Source organism: Streptomyces sp. LBL, from assembly GCF_029893585.1.
In the GTDB taxonomy this organism is placed as follows: domain Bacteria; phylum Actinomycetota; class Actinomycetes; order Streptomycetales; family Streptomycetaceae; genus Streptomyces.
Window position 1 is genome coordinate 16474 of sequence record NZ_JARXYX010000032.1, and the last position, 24629, is coordinate 41102.

A 24629-nucleotide genomic window follows, 5' to 3' on the forward strand; every position below is an offset into this window, starting at 1 on the left:
AGAAGAGGTCACGCACATGTCGTTCGTCATCGACCTGGACGCCGAGCGCCGCGAGGTTCAGTACCCCGACGGCATCCCGGTCAAGTTCGGCGGAGAACAGTTCATCTTCCCGGCAGAGCTGCCGGCCGCAGCCCTCGACCCGATCCTGTCCGACGAGCTGGACCTGGTCGGCCTCCTTGGCGACGTCATCAACTCCGCCGATGGCGACGCCGGCATCAAGGAAGTCGTCGCCGCTCTTTTCCGGCGCCCAGCCCTGCCACGGAAGTTCCTCGAGGCGATCCGCGAGACATACGCGCTCCTCCTCGATGACCAGAACGAGGAGTTCCTCAAGCGGAAGCCGTCCGTGCCGGACTACGTCCGCCTGACGACCGGTCTGGCCCGGGTCTACGGGGTGGAGCTGGGAAAGTTCTTTCGGTCGGCCGACTCCTCCGAGAGCGATGGAGCGACGTCGAGTCCGACCTCTCCCGATTCCACGGAGTCGACGCCCGACGGGTCTGGCTTCGTCCCGGACAGCCCGGATTCCTCGGCCTCCGACGACTGATCTCTTTCGTCGACGGCCTGCCAGACGACTCCCGGGTCCGTTCAGCCCCTCTCGGCGGCTGGACCAAGGTCCTCGAGCTCATGGCCCTGATCGTCGAGGAAATCGGGCTCCTCGCCGCAGACAAGCGGCGCGTGGAGCCAACCACCATCGTTCGCCCGCCTCGCTTCGGCACCGAGCGGCGCATCGGCCCCGGCACGCCGCCCCGGCCCACGCAGCCCGCCCCGGAACCGCAGGCGCCCCGCATGACCGGCCACAGACAGATGCTCATGGCGGCCATGCAGACAGGAATGGTCCGCAGTGGCTGAGGGCCTACAGGCCGGCCGCCTTGACGTGCCGGTCGTCGCCGACCTTTCGGGGTTCGCGCAGCGGCTGCGCACCGCTGTCGAGACGGCGGCCGAGGGCCTGGCCGCCAAGGTCAAAGTCGAAGTCGACTCTAAGGGGCTTCGTCGGCGGCTCAAGGAAGCGGTCAATGAGGCGTCCAAGGGCGTCACCGCGAAGATCCGCGTCGAGATCGACGAGGAGCGGTTCTGGACCACGCTCGACGGCATCCGGCGCCGCATCGACGACACCGACCTGAATATCCCCGTCCGCCCAGACGGGGACGGCGACAGCGGCCGCGGCGGCGGCGGCCTTCTCGCCCGGCTCCGCGGCCTCATCTCTGGCGCCCAGGGCGAGGCAGACCGCAACCCCGTCAACGTCCCGGTCAACATGCGGATGCCGGGGTCGGGCCGCGGCAGTCTGCGCATGCTCGGTATCGGGGCCATCGTGTCCCTGCTGCAGCCCGCGGTTGCCCTCATCGGCCAGTACGGCGCTGGCCTGACCGCCCTCGTCTCCTCGGCCGCACCCGCAGTTGGAGTTCTCGGCGCAATCCCCGGACTGATTGCCGCGGCGGGCACCGCGGCAATCGGAACGAAGGTCGCTTTCAACGGCTTCGGAGACGCCCTCAAGGAGTCGGTCAAGGCGCAGCAGATGCTCGCCTCGGACGGCAAGGTCACCGAGGCGCAGCAGAAGAAGCTCAAAGCTGCTCTGGACAGGCTCGCGCCGTCGGCCCGTGAGGCGGTCTCCGGCGTCTCCTCGCTGCAAGCGGCGTGGGGCAAGGTCCGCATGGCCGTCAGTGAGCGGTTCTTCTCCAAGGTCGCGGACGACATCAAGCCGCTCGCCAAGTCGGTGTTCCCGCTCCTGCAGGAGACACTCGGAGACTCCGCCTCTCAGATGGGAACCCTGGCGGAGCGCGGCGCGAAGTTCATGCAGACCGGCGTCTTCCGCAAGGACTTCAAGACGATCGCGGGCACGAACTCCCGCGTTGTCGGTAACCTGACCGACGGCCTGGCCAACATGGGCCGGGCCACCACGGACTTCCTGGTGGCCGGCGGTCCGTTCGTTGAGCGGGTCGGCCAGGCCGGCGAGAAGTTCACCCAGTGGGTCCGGGCCTCCGTGGCGGCTGGCCGGGAAACCGGAAGCCTCGCCAAGTTCCTCGACCACGCAGGGGACAAAGCCGCGCAGCTCGGCCGGACCACCGGCAGCCTGATCAAGGGACTCGGCGGCGTCGGCAAGGCCGCCATGGACACCGGTAACGCGCTGCTCGACGGGCTCGAGGGCAGCATGCTCCGGTTCGAGCGCTGGGCTAACTCCGGGGCTGGCCAAAAGGCCATGAAACAGTTCTTCTCCGACGCAGCACCCGCGTTCCACGAGGTCAACCTCCTCTTCGGGGACCTCATGCGCGGGCTCGGCCGTTCGATGAAGGATGGCGGCATCACCGACCTGGTGCGGCAGATCCGCACCGAGCTGATGCCTGCCCTGGGGACTTTCTTCAACGCTCTCGGGCAGACCGTCGGGCCCGCGATCATCTCCGTGATCTCGAACATCGCCACAGCGATTGGGAACCTTTCGGCGGCCGGCTCCGGCCTCGGGGTACTGCTCGTAGCGTTCAGTGGCCTGCTCAATGTCTTCAACACGCTGATGAGCATCATCCCCGGGGCGAACACCGTCCTGGCGACGTTCCTGGGCACGATGCTTGCCCTCAAGGTCGTCACGGCCGTGGGCAACATGCTGCGCTCCTTCGGCACTTCCGTCGTGGCCGCGGGCACCTCCGTCCGCACCATGAGCAACACCATGCGCGGCACGACCGGGATCATCGGACCGCAGATCACCATGTGGCAGCGTATGGGCCTCGCTTACCAGGGCGCCGCAGCACAGGGAAACCGCTTTACCGGTGTCATGCGTGGGATCGGCGCGGCCAACCGTGTTGCCTCGAACGCCATCGGCGGCATCACCTCGGCCCTCGGCGGTCCGCTCGGTATCGCGCTCGCCGGCGTCACCATCGGTCTCGGCCTCCTCGCCTCCCGGCAGGAAGAGGCCGCCCGCGCCACCCAGGCGCACCAGGAACGCGTGAAGTCGCTGACGGACGCCCTCGGCGCGTCCGGCGGCGCGATCGACGCCAACGTCAGGGCGTCGGCCGCGCAGCTCCTGCAGGACACGGAACTCGCCGACGGCAAAGGGAAGCTCGTCGACATGATGAGCAAGGCGGGCGTCAGTCTCGGAGAGCTGACGAACGCCTACCTCGGCCAGGGCACGTCTCTCAAGGAGCTGCAGAAGAATCTCCAGTCGACGGCCGACTCGCACGAGGTATGGATGACCACCGCGCAGGGGGCAGCCCAGTCCTGGGACGATGAGGGCCTGGCCGCGATCCGCGCGAAGGACGCCATCGGAACCGTCAAGGGCGAGCTGGAGGACAGCCAGAAGAAGCACAAAGAACTCGCTGACGCCATCAACCAGTCCGGAGCCACCGGCACGAGCGCGTACGGCCGACTGCAGTCCGCCGTGACGACTTTCGGCGACAAGACGAAGTCGGCGGACGAGCGGGTCGACGCCCTCAAGCGGGCGCTGGATGCACTGAACGGCAACACACAGTCGTTCCACGATGCGGAGACGCAGCTCAACTCGGTGATGCTCCAGATCGACGACACGATGAAGTCGAACATCGAGAAGGCCGACGGTTGGGGTCGGTCGCTCGTCGCGAACGACGGTCTGGTCAACACCTCGACGAAGAACGGGCAGACCCTCAACGGACAGCTGACGGAGTTGCGCGACGGCATGCTCGGCGTGGCGACCCGGGCGCAGGAAGCCGCGGATCAGGGCCTGATGCCTATGTCCGACGCGATGGACAAGAGCCAGACCGCGATGGACCGGGCCCGTGCGAAAGCGCTCCAGCTCGCCGCGGATATGGACATCCCGAAGAACCAGGCTAAGGCCCTCGCCGATCAGATGGGGTTCGTCCCGGACACCATCAATACACTCGTCACCGCGACCGGCATCCCGGAGACGACGGCCGAGGTCCTGGGCCTGCGCGGGAAGCTCGAGAGCATCAAGCCGGGCAAGGCCATCCAGATCACGACGCATACGGCCGGTGCACGCGAACAGCTCCAGGCCCTGGGCTTCACGGTGCAGCGCATCCCGGGCAGCAAGAACGTCTCCGTCACCGCCCCGACCGGCGGCGCCCGCGTGAACATCAAGGCCCTGGCGCAGGACATCGCCGCCGCGCCGGACAAGAAGAGGGTCACCGTTCAGGCGATCGTCAGGCAGGCTGCCGGCGACCTGAAGAACGTCCAGCAGAAGGTCGCGGGTTTACCCAAGGGCAAATCGATCGACGTCAAGGCGCCGACGAAGACCGCCCAGGCCGCGCTGAAATCCCTCGGGTACAAGATCAGCACCGTCGACGGGGCGCACGGTAAGACGGTCCGGATCACCGCCCCGAACAGGTTGCCCATCTCTCAGGTGCAGGCGATCCAGGGGAAGATCAACAGCCTCACAGGCAGGACCGTCACCGTCACCGTCCGATACACGACGCAGGGCAAGCCGTACGTCTCCGAGCACGCTGACGGCGGAATCGTCCAGTACGCCAACGGCGGCATCCGCCGTATGGCCGGCCGAGTGAAGGCCTTCGCGAACGGCGCCGAGAACCACATCGCGCAGATCGCGAAGGCGGGTGAGATGCGGCTGTGGGCAGAGCCGGAGACCTACCCCGGAGAGGCGTACATCCCGCTGGCGCCGTCCAAGCGGAAGCGGTCCGAGGAGATCCTCGCCACGGTCGCGAAGTACTTCGGCGGTGCGGTCATGTACCCGCAGCGAGGGCTGTCCACGTTCGCCAACGGCGGCATCAGGACGTCGGCACGCCCCACCACCGTCCGGCAGCGAACGGCGGCAGCGGCCTCCCTCGTCGGCGGTGACCTGAACCTCAACATCGGCGCCGTGGACTCAACGGGCACCGCACTGGACGACGCAATGTTCGAGCTGCGTCGGATTCGCCTGGGAGGCAGCTATGCGTGACGGCGACTGGTACATCGGCTACTACGCCTACAGCAACTACCCGGGCGCGCTGCTGCACTTCGGGCGGGAGGATACGGGCATCTACTGCCTGTCGGAGCCGGATATCGCGTTCGCGGACGTCGACGTCGCGGACGCGCCGCTGCCGGGCGAGGACGGCGTCCGTATGGGCCGCGACTACCAGCGCAGCGCCACCGCCACGTTCGAGCTGGGCGTCGATGGAAGCCACACGCTCATTGACCGGCACTGGCCCCTGCGTCCCGGTCCAAAGGACCGGGTCGGCAAATGGACCGACATGGAGGCCGCGCTGGCGTTCGTGAAAAAAGACGACCAGAGTCCCGCTGTGCGGGGTCTGGACGGCGTGAACCTGCTGCGCCAGGTGTGGCGGGCCGACGCCATCCGTGGCAGGGCAGGACGCGTCTCCTGGCTCGCGCACAAGACCGGCGGCCGCACCCGCCGGCTGTACGGCCGCCCGCGGAAGTTCGCGGTCTCGCACTCCAGGCTCTCGTCCCAGGGGTACACGCCCGTCGTCGCCGATTTCGTCGCGGTCGACGATCGCTTCTACGACGAGACGGCGCAGCAGGTCGAGCTCTACGACCACGTGGCGGTCTCCCTGCCGTGGCGGCCGGGCCGAGGCTCCCGCCCTGAGTGGCTGTATACGTCGAAGAAGACCATCGTGTTCCAGCAGAAGGGCACGATGCACACATACCCCTACATCGATGTCTATGGGCCGTGCAAGAACCCCAAGATCACCATGGGTGGCCTGTGGGCGGTGCAGCTCGACATGACGATCGCTGCAGGGGCCTACGTCCGTATCGACCCGCGGCCGTGGATCCGCACGGTCACCCTTCGCAGCGGGGCGGACTCGAAGTCGGTGGCGGACAAGCTGACCCGGGCCTCGCCCCGCCTGGCGCAGATGTTCATTCCGCCCGGTCTCTGGTCGGCATCGCTGTCGTACACCAAGACCGCCGGTGCCACCTCCCACGACGGGCCCCGCATCCTCATCAACTGGCGGGACGCCTACAACTGGTGGTGAGCGGGCGACAGTAGCCCATCCGGCCGCTCACTCTCTCCCCTCCCGTACGGAGAAGGAGAGCAGTATGACGTGGGACCCGATCCCCTGGTTCGTGGAAAACACGGCAGCGTCTGAGGAGGTGCTGCGCCTGATCGCCGATGTCGCCGCGTGCGGCGGGGAAGGCATCGTCAGCCCCGCGGACCTCCTGGTGACCGCGTTGGACGCGCCGGCCGGCTCGGTGCAGGTCGGGCCGGGCGCTATGGTCGCGAGGCGTCGCGCGGCGGCAGGCGGGGGCAGCCAGAGCTACGCCGCACGCATGCCGACGGTGGAGCAGGTGGACATCGAGCCGACGTCGGTGGACGGCGGCCGCTCGGACCTGATCATTGCCCGCGTAGAAGACCCGTACGGCGGGGAGGCGTGGCCAGCGCCGGAGGACCCGGGGGTCGGCCCGTACGTTTTCACGCGGGTCATTCCTGATGTGCCGGTCGGCACCACGAGCATCCTCGACATCGACCCTGACTCCACCGCGGTCACCCTCGCCCGGGTCGATATGCCGGCGGGGACGACGAACATCACTGCGGCGATGGTCACCGACCTGCGGCAGCTCGCGCGGCCGCGGTCGCAGACCTCTCGCCGATACCTGCCGGGCGCATGGTCGACTCCGGACGACGTCGGCGCGATCACCGACACCTGGGAGGGCTTCCCACTCGGCTCCACCTGGACGGAGAAGGTCCCGGAGTGGGCCACCCACGTTGCGGTGCACGTGTCCATTACGGGCCTGCTCCACCCGGACGCCGTGGAGGCCCGCGGGCAGCTCAGGGTGTCGTTCGCCGACACCCAGCACGGTGTGGGGATGCCGTTCAGCGCGGCCCAGGCTGGCCGCCTCGCGGTGCAGGCGGGAGGCAAGTTCACCCTCGACCCGGCCGACCGCGGGACGATGCTCGACATCGACGTCGAGGCCACCGGCACCGCCGACTACACCGGCGTACTGCGCGCGGACGCCTACACGGTGCTGTCGCTCGAGGTGACCTACTCGCAGGAGCCGGTGAGCGCCTGATGAGCGGGTGGCGTTACATTGCGATGCGCGCGGCCACGGGCGATTTCCTGGACTGGGATGTCCCGTTCGTCGCTGACTCCCCGCCCCGGCGGGAGCTGAACGGACCCGGCCAGATGACGGGGACGATCTCGCCGGAGTACATGCGGCTGACGGGCAAGCCCGACGGCCTGCCCGTCCTGGCGGAGTGGTCGACCGCGCTGTTCGCGGAGTTCGCGGGCCGCATCCGGTGGGGCGGGCTGCTCACGAACGTCTCCTTCGAGAACCAGTCGATGAAGGTCACGTGCGCTGGCTATACCGCCTACCCGGCAGGGATGCCGTACCTCGGGACCGTGATCCGCTCCGGCGCCACCATCGCCCAGAAGTGGGCATACGACGGAAAAGATAAAAATCATGATGGCTACATCGACGGCAGCCACCCGAAGCGGAAGATGCCGAAGAAGCCGAAGGACAAGATCGGCGTCCGGTGGGACGCCTTCGACGTCGTCCGGACCATCTGGACCCACCTCCAGAGCTACAAGATGGGCGCACTGGGCGTCACCCTCGACAAGCACGACTCCGGCTACAAGCTCGGCGCAGCCAGCGGCAAGGACCCGTGGGAGCTGCTGTGGTGGGACAGCCCCGATTGCGGCTCCACCATCACCGACGTGATGAACCTCGCGAAAGCCGACTTCCTCGAACGGCACTACTGGGACGGCAGCAAGGAGAAGATCCTCCACCACATCGACTTCGGCTCCAGGCGCCTCGGCAAGGGCCGCCACGACCTGCGCTTCGCACAGGGCGAGAACGTCATCGAGATCGCGACCCCGTCCTATCAGGGCGACTTCTTCGCGAACAACATTTACGTCCTGGGCAAGGGGTCAGGCCAGAAGACGGCCAGGGTCCGCGTCATCGCCGACGACAAACGCCTACGCCGGGCGAAGATCATCACCCGGAAGTCGACGGCGCACGCGAAAACGCTCACCGAGTACGGCAAGAAGGAACGCGCCAAGCACTCCGAGCAGCTCACGATCCCGTCCATCGCGATCCGCCATCACCCCAACGCACCGCTGGGCTCGTGGGTTCTCGGCGACCGTATCCTCGTCCACGTCGATATCCCGTGGGTAGGTGAACTCGCGATCTGGCACCGCATCACGGCCGAGGAGATCGACCCAGCCGCCGGCACCGCGGTCCTCTCACTGACACGCGCAGACTTCCACGGCTGACCAGGCCGCGACACTAACCCGCTCGACCCTCCACTCTCCGCCTGCCCCGGACATCCCGGCGGCCGCAGGGACACGGAGGGGAGGACAAGTGTCGTCCTTCAACCTGGACGAGCGGGAAAAACGCAAACAGTTCGCCTCCTACTTCAAAGAGCTCGAGGACCGGATTGCAAACCTCGAGCGGGCCAACCAGCTCAACAACGCCAGCATCGAGGGCGGCGCCCTCGACATCTACGACGACGACGGGCTGCTCAAAGGCTCCGTCGGCGTGCAGGGCGACGGCACCGTGGCCCTGGTCCCCGAACCGCAGAACACCGACCCGCCCCCCACGCCGGCCGCACCGACCGTCGATTCCGCCCTGGCAGGACTGGACATCACATGGTCCGGCCAGTGGGCCGACTCCGAGGCCTCACCCGCTGACTTCAGCCTCGTCCAGGTCCACGTCGGAACCCCCGCTGACTTCACTCCGAACGCCGCCACCCAGGTCTCGCAGATCAACGACGTCACCGGCGGCAAGACGACCGTACACATCGAGGGCTACGACCCCGTGTGGGTGCGCCTGGTCGCGGTGAACACCGCAGCGCTGACCGGTGATCCGTCGGACGCGGTGCAGGGACAGGCGCGGCAGGCCGTGGGGCAGGACCTCGTCGACGAGATGATCACAGAGGTCAAACTCGCCCAGAACGCGGTCACCACGGCGAAGATCGCCCTGGGTGCGGTCGGGACCACCACGCTCGCCGACGACGCGATCACCACCCCGAAGATCCTCGCCGGGGCCGTCACGACCGACAAACTCGTCGCCCTGGCCGTGACCGCCGAGAAAATCGCTTCGCTGGCGATCACCACGGACAAGCTGGCGGCCTTGTCGATCACGGCGGACAAGCTGGCAGTGAACTCGGTGACGGCCACGGCCATCGCCGCGGGGGTGATCAACGCCACCCATATCAAGGCCGGAGCCATCACCGCGGACCGGCTCGCGATCGTCGGCGGGAACAACATGCTGCCCGACCCATCATTTGAGGGGCCAGGCGGGGCTGCGCTCGTCGCTGGACAAACGTTTTGGACGATCACGAATGCCGGCAACGGGTCGTCCAAGAGCGTCCAGGTCAACGCGGTGAACCCGAACGCTGTGATCCGCACCCTGACTCTGGCGACGTTCTCGATCCTGCCCGGCCAGCAGCTCCGCCTCGCCACCGACGTGAACCCCTCGACCGACTGGAACGGCAACAGCGTCCGCATCTACGCCCGGTGGTTCGACTCGGCGGGAGGTGTCCTTTTCGGATTTGTCACCAACACCACCCCCGCCAAGGGAGCGTGGTCGACGATGGCGGGTGTCGTGACGGCCCCGCCCGGCACGGTCGCCGTCGAAATCCGGCTGGCGACGTACGACTCGAACGCCGGCACCGTCATGTTCGACAACAGCGTCATCCAGCCCGTGCTGGGCCAGGTGCAGATCGCGGACGGCGCGATCACCGCGGACAAGCTGGACGCGGACGCCATCAACGGCAAGACGATCACTGGCTCCACCGTGCAGAGCGCCTCGGGTGGCCACCGCATCGTCATGGCACCCAGCGGAATCCTGTACTTCTACACCGGGGCCGCGAACGAGTACTCGCCGGGCCGGATCGAGCCGAAGGGCTCCGACACGTCGCTGTCGATCTGGGGTCCGCAAACGGACAGCGCCGTGGACTACGGGCTCGTCCTCAAGCGGATCGGCGCCAGCACCTCGGCCGTGCTCAACACTGACAGCACCACCTTCGTCGGCGACGTGAAGGTCGCTGGCCAGTTCAGCGCAAAAAACATGGCGTGGGGCTCAGTGAGCATCACCCCGTCGGCCAACGCAGATTCGTCCGTCACGATCACCGGCGTTGGACTGGTCGACGCGAGCAGCTACCGGGTGTTCCTGACGATCAACTCCGGCCTTCCCTCCGTTCTCCGCACGCCTACGGCCACCGATGCCACGGCGGACGGATTCACGCTCTGGCTCAACCGGAGTACCGCCACGGCCACCAACGTGTGGTGGTTCATGATCGCCAAGTAGAGGAGACAGCAGTGCCGGAAGAAGAACTCACTCCGACGAAGTGCGTCGTCATCTGCCACACCGAGGGATGCGGGCTTGCGGAAGTGGTCCGGTCCGCCAACCTGTACGCCAACCCGGCACTGCCCATCTACCGCGCCGCATGCGGGCAGTGCGACCAGGCCATCACCGACATCACTCCGATTACCGGGCCGGTGGCCTGAGCGGAAGTCAGGCCGGGACGCTAGGGCGCCCAGTCGTGCAGCGTTCGGGCTGCGGGGAGCCGCGGGCTTTCGTGCCCCGGCTCCCGCGCACCCCAACTGACGACCGATCACTGAGGAGGCGCCCCGTGGAGTGGCTCACCTCTCTGGCGCCTGTCCTCACCCCCATCTTCGGCATGACCGGCGTGCTGGGCGGGGCCTGGATGGTGTACCGGGGAAACCAGCGCAAGACCGACACCGTGGATTCGGTGCAGACCATGACTCAGGGCTTCACCCAGCTCCTGGAACAGCACCGCGCGACGAACACCCAGATGCTCGAGCGGGTCAGCACGCTGGAAAGCAGGGTCGAACGCCTGGAAGAGGAACAGCGGCAGTGGAGGCGCTGGAAGGCCGCGGCCGTCGACTACATCCACCAGCTCCGCGCCCTGGTCGTCAAGCTCTATGAGCGCCCTGCTCCGGCCGCGCCCCGCGAGATCGCCGAGGACCTGGGCGACGGGCCCGACGGTTGATCCAGCACACGACGCAAGGCGCCCGCCGCGCGCACAGTCCGCCCGACTCGCAACCTCATGAAGGGCAGGACCTCATGTCGCAGACGCTCGAATCCCTCTCCAACGGCGCCCAGGTAGGCGCCGTGCTGCCGCTCCTCACCGCGGTTGTACAGAAGCCCGCCTGGTCGGCGAAGTACAAGAAGGTCGTGGCGCTCGTGGCCGCACTCGTCGCCAGCGTCTTCGCCGTGGCGGCGGACGGCGGATGGGCCCAGTTCCAGCACGGGCAGCTCACGGCCGTGACCCTCCTCGGCGTCCTGGCAGCCTCCCAGACGAGCTACGACCTCGTCTGGAAGCCGAGCAAGCTCGCCCCGATGATCGAAGCCCTGACGACCAAGAAAACGGCTCAGCAGGTCGAATAGGGCCCATGACTCCCGACCGGCCCCCGGCCGGCGGGTACCATCAGCACTCGAGGTGGCCGTACCGCTGCCGCGACAACAGCGTTGAGATCGCCGTCAGGCGTCATTGGATATACGGACACCGCGGTGGCCCTTCTCCAGGGACGCGCCTGACACCAGGCATCGAGAGCACCGGGTGCGTGCAGAGCACTCGGGGCCGGGGAGCACTGCTCAGCGATGAGCCGGCACACGCTGTCGCAAGGCTCGGTACGGCCACCTCTTGCTGCCCCGACAGAAAGACGTGCACTTTGGGCCCGAGAGCAGCGGGCCCAAACCGAGGAGGAACAGACCGCATGGCCGAAGCGCAGGAAATCGAGGCGGAGATCAAGCGCCTGTCGGGCATGTCTCCCGACGGCCTGATGAACGCGGTCGTCCAGTACGTCACCGGCGGGTCCAGGACCGGCGCCCCGCGCGACGTACAGGGCACGGCACTGGCCTCGCCTCGGATGGCCCCGTGGACCCTCGATGCGCTGGAGCTGGCCATCAAGCGGGTGCGCAGCTTCACGCCTCGCCACGAGGGCGAGAGCAAGAGCCAGCAGGCGGCCCGCATCGCTCGGTTCCGGGCAGCTCTCCAGGCTGCCACCCGCCCGTACGAGGACGTCCTCGACGACCTGGCGCACGAGGAGGCCAAGCAACTCGCGGCGCTCGACGACGAGACGTTCGCCCGCCGATGGACGGCGTTCGTCCGTGACGAGCCGATCACCGGACCGGTGCCGCGGCGGGTGCAGGCCCTCGCCTTTCGTTCACCGAGAGTAGCGGGCAGGGCTGAGGCGGTCTGCCGCCTCATGATGGAGGAGCCGGCCCGGTTCCTGCCGAAGGCCGAGGACGGCGAGAGCCGCAAGGTGCGCGACGCCCGAGTCAAGGAGTTCCGCGACCGGGTCCTTGTGGAAGCGCGCTTCCTGCGGTACGGCATCCAGTACGCCGAGGCGCGCCACGGCCGGATGCCGAGTGAGCCGAACGTCCGGCTGCGTGCTCTGCGTCTCCTCGGCCAGCGACACCCGGAGGAATTGTCGAGCCTTCTGCGCGAGGTCCGCGCGGAACTGAAGGACGGGAAGAAGGCGGCGCGCCGGGACGCGCGCGCAGTCCGTCGGGCAGAGGGGCAGGGCGCGCGGTAGGCGCGCGCCGCGTGGAGCGGATCGGAGGAAAGGGCGCGCCTGGGGGGCGCGCCCTTCGTCGTCTCCGGGCGCGCCTCACGCGCGTCGCCAGGCGCGCCGCGAAGGCGCGCTCGAGCGAATCAGTGCGCCCCCGACCGGGTTCGGGCCGTGCGGCGCGCGCCCGCCCACGTGGTCGACGGCGCGCGCTCAAGGACCGCGCCGAGCCCGCCGCGCGCCTCCCGCCTGGCCACGATCGTCCGCGCCCTGCACGCGCGCGCCAGCGACCGGCAGGGGGCGCGCCTTAGTGAATTCACAGGTCACGGGGCGCGTGCTGTCCCTCGCATGGCGCGCCCTCGTGGGCGCGCCATGCCGAGCGGCCGCGGGGGCGCGGCGCGCGCTCGTCCCCCATCAGGCGCGCCGCGCCGCGCGGATCGGTGCCCGCGCCGCGCGGCGGTCCGGGCGCGCGGCCGTGGGTCGGGGCGCCCCATCGCGCGCGGATGGCGCGCCCATGATCGGCGCGCGGCGCGTCTGACGGGGGCGCGCCGTGATCAAAAAGGCGCGCGCCGAAGGGTGCGAGCGCGCGGCGCGGGCGCGCTTCGAGCGGCGATCATGGGCGCACCGATCGCCGGGGCCGGGCGCCCGCACGAGGGGCGGGAGGGCGCGCGGCGCGTCTGTGAGGTGAGGTGAGGTGACGAGAGGAGGGGAACCGCGCCGGGGCGGTGGGCGCGCCCGGGGGCCCCGGGCGCGTATCACCTCACGTCACCTCACTGCGCAGACGGCGCGCGGTCGAGGTAGGCGGCAAACTTCTGCTTGATGCCGAGATCCGGCACTGGTGCCCGGCGGTAGACGTCGGCCAGGACCGGCTCGTCGGCTTCCTCCAGAAGCGTGATCACTTCCGCGCGGTGAGCCCGGATGTAGTCCCGGAGCTGCCCCAGGCCGGGTTCTCCGGCCTCAGTGATCGGCCCCAGATGCTCACCCACCGTCACGAACTTCACCCGGGCCTGGATGTCGGCCTCATCGAGCAGCGCCTGGCGCGCCTGGTCTTCGGCCGCCTTCTTCCGGGAGGTTGGGGCCTTCGTTGCCCGCTGAGGCGGGAGCGTCTGCGGCTCCTCGGCCGCGCTGGTGTCCTCCGGGGACTCGGCGGGCGGAGGCTCCTCGCCCTCGGGGTCCGGCGGTGGAGGCGCGCCGCGCTCGTCCGGCGGCGTCTGCTCGTCCGGCGCCGGATCGGGAGTCTGCTGATCGGACGGCTCCTCACGGTGCTCGCGCGCCTGGTCCTCCTCGACCACGGCCGGCGTGCCGGTGCCCGGTTCGCTCTCGCCTTCCTCTGTGCCGGTGCCGTCCTGCTGCCGCTGCTGGTCTCCCGTCGCCTGCTGACGCTTCTCGGCCTGCGCCTTGATGTAGGCGAGGGAGCGGGTGATCAGGTCGTCCGCGCTCATTTTCCCGAGCCGGGACTCGGTGGGGACCTGCGCGAGGGTGCGGATGCCCCACTCCCCTCGGATGCCTTGCAGGGCGGCCTCCGGGTCGGTCGGGTCCTCCAGCGCCTTCTTGATGAGCGCAGCCGCCTTCGGGCCGGTCAGCTCGTCCTCTCGGGGCCGCTGCTGCTGGCCACGCAGGGGCTGTTGCTGCATGCTCTGCTGGTCCCGCTCCTGCAGGTACGCCTCGGGCTGTGCTTCGGTGACCTGCCGGATCTGGACGGCGTCTTCGAAGCCGAGACGGCGCAACAGGGTGTCGACGCTGAAGTCCGGGAAGGGGACGGTCTCGCCCGGCTTGGCGTCCCAGTGGAGGGTGCGCACGCCGGTCAGGTGCGCTTCGCCGAACCCGTGCAGCTCGACGATGGCGTCGACGGCGGCGGGAAGGTTCCGTTCGGCCTTGATCTTCCTCGTCTTGTCCCGGGTCGGCTTGTCGTTCTCGAACGCGGTGACGATCTCCTGGCGGGCGAGCAGGAGGGTGGGGCCGGAGTGACGCCGGAGCATCCACAGCACCTCGCCCCAGCGGTCCTTGGCGCGGTTCCAGAGGTCGGAGTCGATGACAATCGGGTCGTCGAGACTCGGGGCGCGGCGCCGGTTCTCCTGGGCCTTGCGTGCCGCCCGGCGGCGGGCGAAGAGGGCCTGTTCGTCGCTGAGCATGTCCCACAGGACCGTCATGTTGTCGACGACGATCATGTTCGGCTTGCCGTTCGCGGGCGGCTGCGCCACAGCCCACCGGATGGCGTCGAGGATGTCCTGGTAGCTGCCGTCATGAGGGACGATCTCGTACCGGGCGCCCTTGATACGGCCGTAGTAGTCGGCGGTGCCCTCGGAGCCGCCGATCTCGATCCAGTACGTCATCCCGATCAGGTTGGAGCCGGTACCTGCGGCCGCCTCGTAGCTCTTGCCGGACTTCTCCGGCCCAACCAGCAGCATCATCGGAGGGTTGGGGAGACCGGTCGGCTTCCGGGACTTGCGCTCACGCAAGGGCGTGGTGATACCAGGCATCGGTGATCCTTCGTTCGGGACGCGCGGGTTGCTCTCCCGCGCAGAATGAGACAGCGACAGCCCTAAGCTCTCGTCGTCTCATTGCTTCACTATTCTACCCGCACGAAGGTCCGACTCAATGCCTGTTCAGTAGATCAGCGACAGGTTTCTCGAGGTCAGGGTCGTGGTCCTCGCGGTGCCGGGCATACCAGGCGTCCAGGTCTTCAGAGTCGGCGGCCGCCCCGTTGGCCTCCTCCTCGGGGAGGGCGCCCCGGCGACTGCGAACTCCTCCGCGACCGTGCCCGGGTCCCGCCGCCCCAGAGCCTCGGCGATCTCGCGCCAGTCAGCACCGGCCAGAGCCTCGGCCAGGACGACGAGGTCGACGTAAGCGTTGAGCATCGTCCGCATGCGGCGCGCCCTCTCGATGCGCTCGGTGGGGCTGGTGGTCTCTGCTGTCGTGCCGACCTCCTGACGGGCCAGGTCGGAAAGGTCGCGGGCGGCACGGGCGGCGGCGATCCGGGCCAGGATCTCCGGTGTCATGGTGGGTCCGATCATGCAGGCGGCGGGCACCCTGGGGAGGGGCCCGCCGCATCGTTACGGGTGGAGGCAAGATGCCCTACGGCTGCGCTACGGCCATCACGTCCTCGACCGTGAAGTTGTCGGGCAGGGTCTGACTCGCCTCGTTGGCTGCGTATGTGGAGAGCAAACGGCGACGAACCTTTCGCCCGTTCTGCGCGGTCTGGCCCATCGCTCGCCCGATGGCGGAGCCGGTCAGGTCCCCCGCATTGAAGCGGTCCGCGTCACGGACTCGGATCGCCTCCTTGATCATCTCGTATACCTGCGCCTCTGTGAGAGGCGTAGGCGTCGATGCCGTCGGGACCGGTGCAGGAGCGGGACCTGCCACAGCCGGAGCAGCAGTGGGTGCGGGGGCGGGAACGGTCGCGGCCACCCTTCGGGCTGGTGCCCGCGTTGCCGGAGCGGCAGGCAACGTCTTCGCCGCGGAGGCAGACGCCGCGGGCAGGATGCGAGGCAGATGGAACGGGTCAATGCCGGCGGCGGCCAGCCCTGTTGAGGCTGTCTCGGCCAGAGGGATGCCGTTGCGAGCCAGCCGCAGAGGAAGCAACGCCTCGACCGGTGCCTTCCGGCGCCAGGCCCGGCCGAACCTGCCGCGGAGCTTCGCCTGGTACACCAGTCGCTCCTGCTCCAGATTGAGGACGGTGTCGTACGACGCCAACTCCCACAGGTTCATGCGGCGCCACAGCGTGAACGTGGGCCACGGGGCGAGCAGCCAGCGTTTCCATCGGACCTTGTCCAGGCGGCGGCGCCGGCCGGTCGCTGCACCGATACGGACGGCGTAGATGTGCGCGGCGATCTCGGAGACGCCGACCCACAGCAGCGAGATCACGCCGTGCGCGACCTTCGCCCACAGGGAGTTGCCAGCGGCGACGTTCAGCGCGCAAGTGATCAGGCTCAGCGCCCAGGGCACGAACCGCACCCATGCCAAAGCCATGTCCATACGGATCAGGTAGAGGTTGGCCGCGGTGAACACGGGAATCGCCGAGTCGATGGACACGGGCAGCACCCATGGGTCATCGAACCCCCACGACTCGGCCTTGAGGGAGACCGCGTCGAAGGACGCGTAAAAGCCCAGGGCACCGACAGCGACGGCGAGCAGTGCGGTGAGGGCAGCGCCAAAGCGCTCCCATCGGGTGAGCGGCGGTACGCCAGCCTCGGTGAGCGGCTCCGGCGACTCCTGCTTGCTGCCCTTTCGGGCGCGGGCAAACCACTGCTTCGACAAGACACCATCCCTTCGTTCGGGTCGCCCCGGTCGGCTTATGCTCATGGCCGCCCGGGTCGATCAAACGATATAGCGTCTTTCATTCCCCTGCTCTGACGTCGCTCACACCACGTCAGTTTCAGCCCGCTATAAGCGGATTCGCTCAAGAGGCGGGGTTACCAGTCGAGCGGCTTCGCCGGCTTCCGCCGGTCCGGCCCCTGAATCTTGACCAGGTGCGCGGATGCCTCGAGCCGCGACAACAGCCGCTCTCCGAGGATGTCCACGATCCCGAGCCCGGGATGCTCTGGCGTGCGGCGGCTGCGCAGGTTTGTCGAGAACGCCGTAGCGCGGCCGGCCGCCAGCCGGGAGTCGATCAAGTCGACCGTCTCTTTCCGCGCGAACTCCGTGGCGGTCATGTCCATCTCGCCGCACAGCTCGTCGAAAATGAGCAGATCGCAAGTACCGAACCGCTCCCGCACCTGGTACGCGGTCAGGTTGTGCGGCGCGGAGTCCGGCCTACGCCACGTCAGGTAAGTGGCGTGCTTCACGAACCGCACGACCAGGCCCTGCTCCGCGGCCTCATTGCCCAGGGCGCACACCGCGGCGGTCTTCCCGCTGCCGATGTTGCCAGGCACGATCAGGTTCAGGACCTCCGGCCGCGCCCCGCGCTTCTTCGCCTCCACGAGGGAGCCGAGCCAGTTCCGCATGGTGTTCGGCTTCTGGCTCGGGTCCAGGTGCTCGAAGCGGAACTGCAAGTACTCGTCGTGTGCTGCGTCCGTCATGCTGCCCTTCCACAGATTCCGGCGCGCGCGGGCCTGCGGCACTGCCACGTCGGTCCAAAGTCCGTCTTCTGGTTCCGGCTGAGCGGGGACCCCGATCTTGGCCATGTCCGCGCCGCCACGCTCCAGCACCGCGAGGATGTGCGCGCTGAGGTCACCGAGCGGGTTGAGGCCGCGGGCCGGGGCGTCCGTGGTGAGAGACATCGGGGTCACGCTCCTTACAGTCGTTCGAGGACGCCAAAGGTGGCGTCGTCAGCGTCGTCGTCGGGGACAGTCGTGGTCGACGAGTCATCGCCCTGCATGGTCCAGGTGGACGAGTCGCTATACGGGATGCGGCCGTGCGGCTGCTTCGGCTGGATGTGGTTGGTGACGACGCCGAGGGCGTTCTGCCACTGCTGCGCTGCCGGGAAGTGCACGCAAGCGTGCTGGAGGGCCTTTGCGCACTCCAGCTGGCTGTAGCCCGCGTCCAGGGCACGGCGGACCATCTTGCGGACAGCGACGAACCCGCCCTTCTGCCCGACGTACTTCCCCAGGTGCTTCTCGGCGTGCTCCCACCACCAAGTGGCGACCGTGTGCGCGGCCTCGTCGAGGGCCCTCTCCTGGGCGGCCTTCTCCTCGACCTCGGCCGCCTTCTCCTCCGCGGTCTTCTTCGGTACCGCGGCCTTCTTCGCGGCGGGCTTTGGCTCCGGCGGTGCGGCGACGGCCGGGGGCTCCGGCTCCTCCTCGACGGCCTGCGGCTCCTCCTCGCCCTCGGCCGGGGGCTCGACGTCCTCGGCGGGCGCGTCGAATCCGTCGCTGCCGAGGGTGCCGTCCGCGTACTTCACGAGGAAGGTGCCGTCCTCCTGCTCCACCACGGGGATATCGAGTTTGTTGCCGAACGTCACATAGTCGGCCGCCCACTGCTCGACGGGGTGGTCGGAGATGGCCGTGCCCATGGCGGTCTTGCCGTTGCGGTACCGGCGGCGCTCCAGACGGTAGTACCCGCACCAAGCGAGCTTGTGTAGGGACTTGCGGACGGCGTCCCGCCCCTCGCGTCCCTCGCCCTGCGAGAGCTGTTCGGAGCGGACCTGCCAGTCCTCGCTCTGGTCCAAGAGGTATGTCAGCAGGCCGAGTTCGCGGTAACTGAGACGGGCGTCCCGGGCGGTCGCCGACTCGATGATGACGAACGGTGTACGCCGCTTGTGCCGGACTGAGCCGGGGGCATTGTTCCGGCTCATGCGGCGACCTCGGCAGGGGCGTCGTCGACCAGGCGGAGGTACGTGTGCCACGTCTTTCGGCCGGTGTCGCCCGGTTCATAGCGGCGTTCGGTCTCGACGATGTCGGCAGCGCGGAGTTCGGCGAGGAACATTCGGATCTGGTGGGACGTCATCCCGCACATCGCCGCGAACCGTGGGACGGGGACCCAGCCGCCGTCGGTGCGGAGGACGAGAACGCAGAACAAACGGAACGCGCGATCGGAAATGCCGCCGGCAAGTGCCGGTGCAAGCACGTCAGTGGGAGTAGCCATCAGGGGAATCCTTGGGAGCAAGGCCCGGTCGCCAGGGACCGGGCCCGGGGCGGTCAGTGCTGGGCGTCCTCGGCGGCGGGCCGGGGCCCGGCCATCAACTGCGGCATGTCCGTCAGGAGGTGGTTGAGGGCACCGTCCTGGTAGTGCCGCATGAGCCGCTTCTTGCCGACGTCCTTCTTCTCCCACGTCCACGTCAGGCTGCCTGTGGGCTGCCCACCCGGTTCATACTTGAGGCCCGGGACCACTTCGCCGGTCCGGGTGTCGATGATCAGGCCCGTGTCCTCGTCGTACTCCGCGAACTCCAGCAGCGCCTTCTCCCAGGTCTCGTCACGCATGATGACGACCTTGGTGCCGCCGTGCTTGTCGGCGTACTCGTTAAGCGCGGCTTCGTTGTCCTCGTCCACGACGACCTTCGGCTGCGACAGGTTGACTCGGTATCGGCCGATCAGGTCGCCCCCGACGCGGACCGCAAGCTCGGACTGCCCGGTCTCGTACGCCTTAAGGAGAGGAACCTTCGGCCCGTCGATCCGCGGCTTGATCTCCTTCTTCACCATCTGCTCGTCCAACAGACGGGCGAGGGCTCCGACCAAGCCAATGTCGGAAAGAGACGGTCCGGCCGACTGCTCAGCCCGAGATTCCTCGGTGGCGGCGTCGTTCGCCATGCGGTGATCCTTCCTTTCCCCGGACGCCAGAGCCCAGGGGTTTGGGACTGTCCCGGGCGGGGTGTCTCGGGGGCGTCGCACAGAGGTACGACAACCGCCGATTTTTGTTACACCTAGGCCCAGGTAGCTGAGTCGCTCTCCCAGCCACTCGAATAGTACAGCAATGAGACGCGCGTGTGTAGAAGGCGACGCTAGGGGTGTGGCTTCCTACCTTCCTCGGCGGCCCCACCATCCCGGCGACGTCACCGGGAACCGGCGGAGCCCCGGTGCTGCCCCATCCGGAACGAGGGCGGCACCGGCCCGGCGACGGGCGGGGATCGGCCATGACGGCATGTCCCGCTTGCGAGGCGGGGCGCCGCGGTTGAAGTCCGCGGGCTCGCAGTCCCCGCCCGTTGCCGGCACCGACGCATGGGAGAGGACCGCACCAGCCGTGACCGAGACGATCGCCGCACCGCGCTACGTCGCCTACGTGCCACTCACCGATCTACACCCGGCCGCCCGCAACCCCAAGCGCCACGAACTTGAGCTGATCATCGACTCGATCGCCATGCACGGCCTGGTCGAGATACCCGTCGTCGACGAGCGGACACAGCGCACCCTCCACGGCCACGGCCGCCGTGAGTCCCTGATCGAGATGCAGGACCGTGGCATGTCGCTGCCCAGCGGCATGGTCGTTGACGAGGACGGCGGTTGGCTCGTCCCCGTGCTGCGCGGCTGGGCCTCCAAGACCGAAGCCGAAGCCGAGGCCCTGGCCATCAAGCTCAACCGGCTCCCCGGGGAAGGCGGCTGGGACCCCCGCGAGTTCGCGGAAGTCCTCGAGGACCTGGCGACGAACGCGGCGGAGCTGTTCGACTCCCTCGCCATCCCACACGAGGAGATCGACAAGATGCTCGGCCAGGTCGACCCCGAGACGCTGCCCGGCGGCATCCGCGAGAACGAACCGCCCACCCTCCACCTGCCCGACGACGGCGACCACGGGGACGGCCTCAGCCCCGACGACGACGGCCGGGCCGCACACACCACCTGCCCCGCCTGCGGCCACCTGTTCAACACCGGCCGCTGAACCCGCCGCTGAGGTCCTGCCATGTCCACTCGACGCAAGGCCCGCCGGCCACAGAGCCGCGCCGGCCGCCCGCGCCTCCTCTCCGACGAGGTCGAGGCGCGCCTCGTCAACGCCTCACGCACGGGCATCGCCGTCGAACTAGCCGCGGAGATGGCCGGCATCTCCCGCACCAGCTTCCTGCGCTGGATGGCCCAGGGCCGCGCCGAGATCGAGGCCCGCGAGGCAGGCGAGGAACCCGACGCCGAGGCCGAGGAGTACGCCGCCCTGTACGAGAAGGTCCGCACCGCCCGCGCCCACGCGGCCTCGCGCGCCATGGCGAACATCCGCAGGGTCGCGGACGGCGGATTCGTCACCAAGGTCACCACCCGCCGGTTCCGCGACTCCGTCACCGGCGAAATCGTCGAGGAGACCGTCGAGGACCGCACCTCACCGGACTGGCGCGCGGACGCCTGGTACCTCGAGCGCCAGCACCGCGAGCACTACGGCAAGGACGCCGCGGTGGCCATCGAGATCACCGGCCTCGGCGGACCGGCCGGCGACGACGAGCAGCCCATCGACCTTTCGGCGCTCGCCGAACGGCTGGACAAGACCCTGTACGCCGTCGAGTACCCGCCGGAGCTGGAGGACCGAAGCGTCGTCGACGCCAAGGTCGTCGACCCCTGATCGGCAGCACGCGACGTTAACCCCGCCCGCCCTGCACCGTGCCCTCCCTGATCACCAGAGCGGAGGGAACACCACCCATGACCACGATCATCTCCCGCGCCACCTGGGGCGCGAAGCCGTGGAACGGCACCCCGGCGTCCGTCCCGCTGTCGAAGCGAACCGAGTTCTTCGTGCACTACGACGGCGGCGCACACATCACGCGTACCGGCTACGCGATCATGCGTGCCATCGAGGCGGAGCACCTGGGGAACGGCTGGAGCGGCGTCGGCTATCACTTCGTCGTCGACCAGGCGGGCAACATCTACGAGGGCCGCGGCTGGAACCTGCAGGGCGCGCACTGCCCCGACCACAACGTCAGCGGCATTGGCGTCCAGATCGCCATCGGCGGCGACCAGGAGCCCAGCGCCAAGGCCCTGGCGGCATGCCGCGCGCTGTACGAGGAGGCGTGCAAGAAGACCGACCGCACCCTCGCGAAGAAGGGGCACCGCGACGGGTTCGCGACCGCGTGCCCCGGCACCAAGCTCTACGCGTGGGTCAAGGCGGGCATGCCCGCCGGCGACTACGCGCCCGCCCCGAATCCGGGCGGCTCCCTCCCCAGCGGAGGCGGCTCCACGGTGGCCCGATACAAGGTCACCATCCACGACCTGGAGTACGGCTACGGCGCCAAGGGCGACCACGTCACCAAGGTCGGCAAGGCCCTCATCAAGGCCGGGTTCGACAAGCACTACACCAGCGGCGCCGGCCCGACCTGGACGGACGCCGACACCCTGAACTACCAGGACTTCCAGAAGTCCCTGGGGCTCAGCGGCGACGCCGCGGACGGCGTCCCCGGCGAGATCTCCCTCAAGAAGCTCCTGGGCACCATCCCCGGCACGGTCACGCCGAAGCCGACCCCGCCGAAGTTCCCCGACCAGGACAAGTTCGGCCCGGGGAAGTCCAACACGTACATCACCCAGCTCGGTCAGCAGCTCGTCCGCAAGGGCTACGGCAAGCACTACACCGACGGCCCCGGCCCGAAGTGGAGCGACGCGGACCGGAAGAACGTCCAGGACTTCCAGCGCGCGCAGGGCTGGACCGGCACCAACGCCGACGGGCTTCCGGGCCCCGAGACCTGGTCCCGCCTGTTCTCCTGATCCGCCCCAAGCCGGCCCGCACCCGCGGGCCGCCCCACCCCCGAAAGGCCCGCCCGTGGCAGGCGAGACCGTCATCACCGTCGTCGGCAATCTGGTCGACGACCCCGAACTCCGCTTCACCCCCTCCGGCGCCGCGGTGGCCAAGTTCCGCGTCGCCTCCACGCCCCGCACCTTCGACCGGCAGACCAACGAATGGAAGGACGGCGAGAGCCTGTTCCTGACCTGTGCCGTGTGGCGGCAGGCGGCTGAGAACGTCACCGAGTCCCTGACACGAGGTATGCGTGTCATCGTCCAGGGGCGCCTCAAGCAGCGCTCCTACGAGGACCGTGAGGGCGTCAAGCGCACGGTCTGCGAGCTGGACGTCGAGGAGGTCGGCGCCAGCCTGCGCAACGCCACCGCGAAGGTCACCAAGACCGGGGGCGGCGCGCAGCGTCCCGCCGCCGTGGCACAGGACCGTCCCGCAGCCAACGACCCGTGGGCCACTCCGCACGGGGACGAGCCGCCGTTCTGATCTGTGCATGCGGAAGGGGCCCGGACCGATGTCCGGGCCCCTTCCGGTTGTTCAGGCAGCCGCGACGGTCCAGGCCGAGTCCAGGATCAACAGATCGTCCCCAGCCTGTCCCGTGTCGGGGTCCGCGGAGCCCGCCGAGGTCGACTCCTCGGCGGGAGCGGCAGTGTCTGCAGGCAGATCCGTAGGGGCCGGAGTCTCCGCCACTGGGGCGGAGCCCTCGTCGGACGGCGCCGGGCTCTCAGGAGTAGCCGGAGAGCCCTCGACTGGTTCGGAGACACCGGCTGTCGGGGCCTCCCCGGCAGCCGGTGTCTCCGCGGCAGCGGGCGTCTCCTCAACCGGATCGGAAGCCGGGGGCGTTGCCGGCTCGGGGGGCGACGTCTGTGGAGGCGAAGGCTGTTCCGGCGCTGCTGGCTCGACCGGAGCAGGTGCAGACGCAGGCTGCTCGGTCTGGGGGGCTTCCGCGTCCGGTTCTGGCGCAGGAACCGGCGACGTCGTAGTCGGCGGCGTCCCTGCGGGGCTCGTGGTCGGCGTGGAAGGAGTGCCCTCGTCCGCGATGGGCACCACCGGGGGGTCCATGTCCGCGGTGTGCTCGGGCGGCGGCACCGCCGGCGGCCGATCCAGACCAGCGGCAATCGCCACAAGGTCGTCGCCGCCTGTGAACCACGGAACGGTTGTCCGGACACCGAGCACCGCTTGCGCGGCCAGGAGAACGGGCTCGTCAACCGGCGCGCTGTGCGGCGAGTAGAAGATGCTCTCCACGTCCCGTGCGTCCAGCCCCAACGTACCCAGGGTGAGCGCGGCCAGACGAGGTGGGAGCGGCGTCAGGGCACTCATCTTGCTCACGGTCGACGACTGGCGGGTCGCCTCTGCATGGAGCAAATCCGCGTACTCCGACAACCGCGATTCGTCCGTGCCCCACAGCACGTACCGCCCGGAGCGGGAAAGGTTGGGGTACAACTCGGTCGTGCCCTCCTGTCGCGCCCACGTCGCGGCGTAGCGCGCGTCACCGAAGATCCTTAGTCCGATGCGCTCTGAACCGTACGAGAACGTGAAGATCGTGCTGTCCGGCCCTGTGGCCGCCTTGCTCGCCATCACCATGCCGTCCGCGTCGGTGCACTCCGCTTCCAGGTTGGCGATCGGCTTGCAGTCGATCTGCCCGGCCTTGGAGAAGTCGAGGAACTCCGGGCCGACGAACGGCTTCGCCGCGGGCTCCACGCCCGACGGGCTCACGTCCGGTGCACTCGCCGCTGTGCCAGCCGGACTGCTGGCGGTGAAGTAGCCCAGCGCCCAACTCCCCGCGAGCGCAGGCACCAGCGCTGCGGCGATCATCCACCGCTTCGCGCGGCCGTGCGGACGCGCGGATTGGATAGGTCCATTTGGCAACGGCGTGATGTCCAGGGGCGGCGCAGGCTCGATCGAGCCCAACAGCTCGTCGAAGTCCTTGAAGTCCTCGGGGTGCTCCCGCAGCAGGCGCTCGACGTGCTCCATCGGGAGATCAGGCATCGCCGAACTCACTTGCCGTACGGCCGATTCGAAGCGCTGAGGCTTCAGGAACAGGTGGCGCTCGCCTGCGAGGTTGGCCAAGCCCACGTCGGTGAGTTCATCGTAGTCCTCGTCCCCAGGGCGCACGATGTGGATCTGGACGGACGGGTGCGACTCAGTCACGGCCAC

Annotated in this window: 23 protein-coding genes; 15 read left to right on the forward strand and 8 right to left on the reverse strand. The window is 68.8% G+C overall.

Going from position 1 to position 24629, the window contains the following annotated elements; genetic code table 11:
* Window positions 1–16: 16 nt before the first annotated feature.
* From M2271_RS32220 to M2271_RS32270, 11 genes are all read left to right on the forward strand, one after another.
* A complete protein-coding gene (locus M2271_RS32220) occupies window positions 17–541 on the forward strand; it encodes a hypothetical protein (RefSeq protein ID WP_280890933.1) in 525 nt (174 codons plus the stop codon).
* Between the two features lie 80 nt (window positions 542–621).
* The gene (locus M2271_RS32225; protein WP_280890934.1) at window positions 622–846 is read left to right on the forward strand and encodes a hypothetical protein; all 225 of its coding nucleotides are present in this window, start codon (window positions 622–624) and stop codon (window positions 844–846) included.
* Complete coding sequence (locus tag M2271_RS32230) at window positions 839–4867, forward strand: hypothetical protein (protein WP_280890935.1); 4029 nt, start codon at window positions 839–841, stop codon at window positions 4865–4867. Before M2271_RS32225 ends, M2271_RS32230 begins: the two co-directional genes overlap by 8 nt.
* On the forward strand, window positions 4860–5900 hold the full coding sequence (locus M2271_RS32235; RefSeq protein WP_280890936.1) for a hypothetical protein: 1041 nt from the start codon (window positions 4860–4862) through the stop codon (window positions 5898–5900). The genes M2271_RS32230 and M2271_RS32235 overlap by 8 nt, the downstream gene beginning before the upstream one ends.
* A gap of 64 nt (window positions 5901–5964) precedes the next feature.
* Complete coding sequence (locus M2271_RS32240; RefSeq protein WP_280890937.1) at window positions 5965–6936, forward strand: hypothetical protein; 972 nt, start codon at window positions 5965–5967, stop codon at window positions 6934–6936.
* A gap of 23 nt (window positions 6937–6959) precedes the next feature.
* On the forward strand, window positions 6960–8138 hold the full coding sequence (locus M2271_RS32245; protein ID WP_280890938.1) for a hypothetical protein: 1179 nt from the start codon (window positions 6960–6962) through the stop codon (window positions 8136–8138).
* A gap of 88 nt (window positions 8139–8226) precedes the next feature.
* Entirely contained in the window at window positions 8227–10176 is a 1950-nt protein-coding gene (locus M2271_RS32250; protein WP_280890939.1) for a hypothetical protein, read from the forward strand.
* 11 nt (window positions 10177–10187) lie between these two features.
* Window positions 10188–10376, forward strand: coding sequence for a hypothetical protein (locus M2271_RS32255; RefSeq protein ID WP_280890940.1), 189 nt, complete (start codon window positions 10188–10190; stop codon window positions 10374–10376).
* 125 nt (window positions 10377–10501) lie between these two features.
* Entirely contained in the window at window positions 10502–10882 is a 381-nt protein-coding gene (locus M2271_RS32260; protein WP_280890941.1) for a hypothetical protein, read from the forward strand.
* Between the two features lie 74 nt (window positions 10883–10956).
* Complete coding sequence (locus tag M2271_RS32265; protein WP_280890942.1) at window positions 10957–11280, forward strand: hypothetical protein; 324 nt, start codon at window positions 10957–10959, stop codon at window positions 11278–11280.
* Between the two features lie 329 nt (window positions 11281–11609).
* Entirely contained in the window at window positions 11610–12431 is an 822-nt protein-coding gene (locus M2271_RS32270) for a hypothetical protein (RefSeq protein WP_280890943.1), read from the forward strand.
* A 743-nt stretch (window positions 12432–13174) separates the two neighbouring features.
* Here the strand turns inward: M2271_RS32270 and M2271_RS32275 are convergent.
* From M2271_RS32275 to M2271_RS32305, 7 genes are all read right to left on the reverse strand, one after another.
* Window positions 13175–14884, reverse strand: a complete 1710-nt coding sequence (locus M2271_RS32275) for a hypothetical protein (RefSeq protein WP_280890944.1) — start codon at window positions 14882–14884, stop codon at window positions 13175–13177.
* 126 nt (window positions 14885–15010) lie between these two features.
* Entirely contained in the window at window positions 15011–15418 is a 408-nt protein-coding gene (locus tag M2271_RS32280) for a hypothetical protein (protein WP_280890945.1), read from the reverse strand.
* A gap of 61 nt (window positions 15419–15479) precedes the next feature.
* Window positions 15480–16661 (reverse strand): DUF2637 domain-containing protein, encoded by a 1182-nt coding sequence (locus M2271_RS32285; protein WP_280890946.1) that lies wholly within the window; start codon window positions 16659–16661, stop codon window positions 15480–15482.
* A gap of 155 nt (window positions 16662–16816) precedes the next feature.
* The gene (locus M2271_RS32290) at window positions 16817–17623 is read right to left on the reverse strand and encodes an ATP-binding protein (protein ID WP_280890947.1); all 807 of its coding nucleotides are present in this window, start codon (window positions 17621–17623) and stop codon (window positions 16817–16819) included.
* A 14-nt stretch (window positions 17624–17637) separates the two neighbouring features.
* Window positions 17638–18636 (reverse strand): hypothetical protein, encoded by a 999-nt coding sequence (locus tag M2271_RS32295; RefSeq protein WP_280890948.1) that lies wholly within the window; start codon window positions 18634–18636, stop codon window positions 17638–17640.
* Window positions 18633–18926, reverse strand: a complete 294-nt coding sequence (locus M2271_RS32300) for a hypothetical protein (RefSeq protein ID WP_280890949.1) — start codon at window positions 18924–18926, stop codon at window positions 18633–18635. The genes M2271_RS32295 and M2271_RS32300 overlap by 4 nt, the downstream gene beginning before the upstream one ends.
* A gap of 53 nt (window positions 18927–18979) precedes the next feature.
* Window positions 18980–19588, reverse strand: coding sequence for a hypothetical protein (locus M2271_RS32305; protein WP_280890950.1), 609 nt, complete (start codon window positions 19586–19588; stop codon window positions 18980–18982).
* 430 nt (window positions 19589–20018) lie between these two features.
* On the opposite strand from M2271_RS32305, the gene M2271_RS32310 reads away from it, so the two are divergent.
* From M2271_RS32310 to M2271_RS32325, 4 genes are all read left to right on the forward strand, one after another.
* Window positions 20019–20651: a hypothetical protein gene (locus tag M2271_RS32310; protein ID WP_280890951.1), complete on the forward strand. Its 633-nt coding sequence runs from the start codon at window positions 20019–20021 to the stop codon at window positions 20649–20651.
* Window positions 20652–20672: 21 nt separating this feature from the next.
* Window positions 20673–21314 (forward strand): hypothetical protein, encoded by a 642-nt coding sequence (locus M2271_RS32315; RefSeq protein ID WP_280890952.1) that lies wholly within the window; start codon window positions 20673–20675, stop codon window positions 21312–21314.
* 77 nt (window positions 21315–21391) lie between these two features.
* Entirely contained in the window at window positions 21392–22447 is a 1056-nt protein-coding gene (locus tag M2271_RS32320; RefSeq protein WP_280890953.1) for a peptidoglycan-binding protein, read from the forward strand.
* A gap of 55 nt (window positions 22448–22502) precedes the next feature.
* Entirely contained in the window at window positions 22503–22958 is a 456-nt protein-coding gene (locus M2271_RS32325; RefSeq protein ID WP_280890954.1) for a single-stranded DNA-binding protein, read from the forward strand.
* A 51-nt stretch (window positions 22959–23009) separates the two neighbouring features.
* On the opposite strand, the gene M2271_RS32330 is transcribed toward M2271_RS32325, so the two are convergent.
* Complete coding sequence (locus M2271_RS32330) at window positions 23010–24623, reverse strand: hypothetical protein (RefSeq protein WP_280890955.1); 1614 nt, start codon at window positions 24621–24623, stop codon at window positions 23010–23012.
* Window positions 24624–24629 lie beyond the last annotated feature (6 nt).

Coding starts and splice junctions, on each gene's coding strand:
- M2271_RS32305 (WP_280890950.1), bottom strand. CDS start 19,588: ATGGCGAACGACGCCGCCACCGAGGAATCTCGGGCTGAGCAGTCGGCC.
- M2271_RS32320 (WP_280890953.1), top strand. CDS start 21,392: ATGACCACGATCATCTCCCGCGCCACCTGGGGCGCGAAGCCGTGGAAC.
- M2271_RS32240 (WP_280890937.1), top strand. CDS start 5,965: ATGACGTGGGACCCGATCCCCTGGTTCGTGGAAAACACGGCAGCGTCT.
- M2271_RS32280 (WP_280890945.1), bottom strand. CDS start 15,418: ATGATCGGACCCACCATGACACCGGAGATCCTGGCCCGGATCGCCGCC.
- M2271_RS32270 (WP_280890943.1), top strand. CDS start 11,610: ATGGCCGAAGCGCAGGAAATCGAGGCGGAGATCAAGCGCCTGTCGGGC.
- M2271_RS32265 (WP_280890942.1), top strand. CDS start 10,957: ATGTCGCAGACGCTCGAATCCCTCTCCAACGGCGCCCAGGTAGGCGCC.
- M2271_RS32275 (WP_280890944.1), bottom strand. CDS start 14,884: ATGCCTGGTATCACCACGCCCTTGCGTGAGCGCAAGTCCCGGAAGCCG.
- M2271_RS32225 (WP_280890934.1), top strand. CDS start 622: ATGGCCCTGATCGTCGAGGAAATCGGGCTCCTCGCCGCAGACAAGCGG.
- M2271_RS32315 (WP_280890952.1), top strand. CDS start 20,673: ATGTCCACTCGACGCAAGGCCCGCCGGCCACAGAGCCGCGCCGGCCGC.
- M2271_RS32290 (WP_280890947.1), bottom strand. CDS start 17,623: ATGTCTCTCACCACGGACGCCCCGGCCCGCGGCCTCAACCCGCTCGGT.
- M2271_RS32300 (WP_280890949.1), bottom strand. CDS start 18,926: ATGGCTACTCCCACTGACGTGCTTGCACCGGCACTTGCCGGCGGCATT.
- M2271_RS32245 (WP_280890938.1), top strand. CDS start 6,960: ATGCGCGCGGCCACGGGCGATTTCCTGGACTGGGATGTCCCGTTCGTC.
- M2271_RS32235 (WP_280890936.1), top strand. CDS start 4,860: ATGCGTGACGGCGACTGGTACATCGGCTACTACGCCTACAGCAACTAC.
- M2271_RS32295 (WP_280890948.1), bottom strand. CDS start 18,636: ATGAGCCGGAACAATGCCCCCGGCTCAGTCCGGCACAAGCGGCGTACA.
- M2271_RS32220 (WP_280890933.1), top strand. CDS start 17: ATGTCGTTCGTCATCGACCTGGACGCCGAGCGCCGCGAGGTTCAGTAC.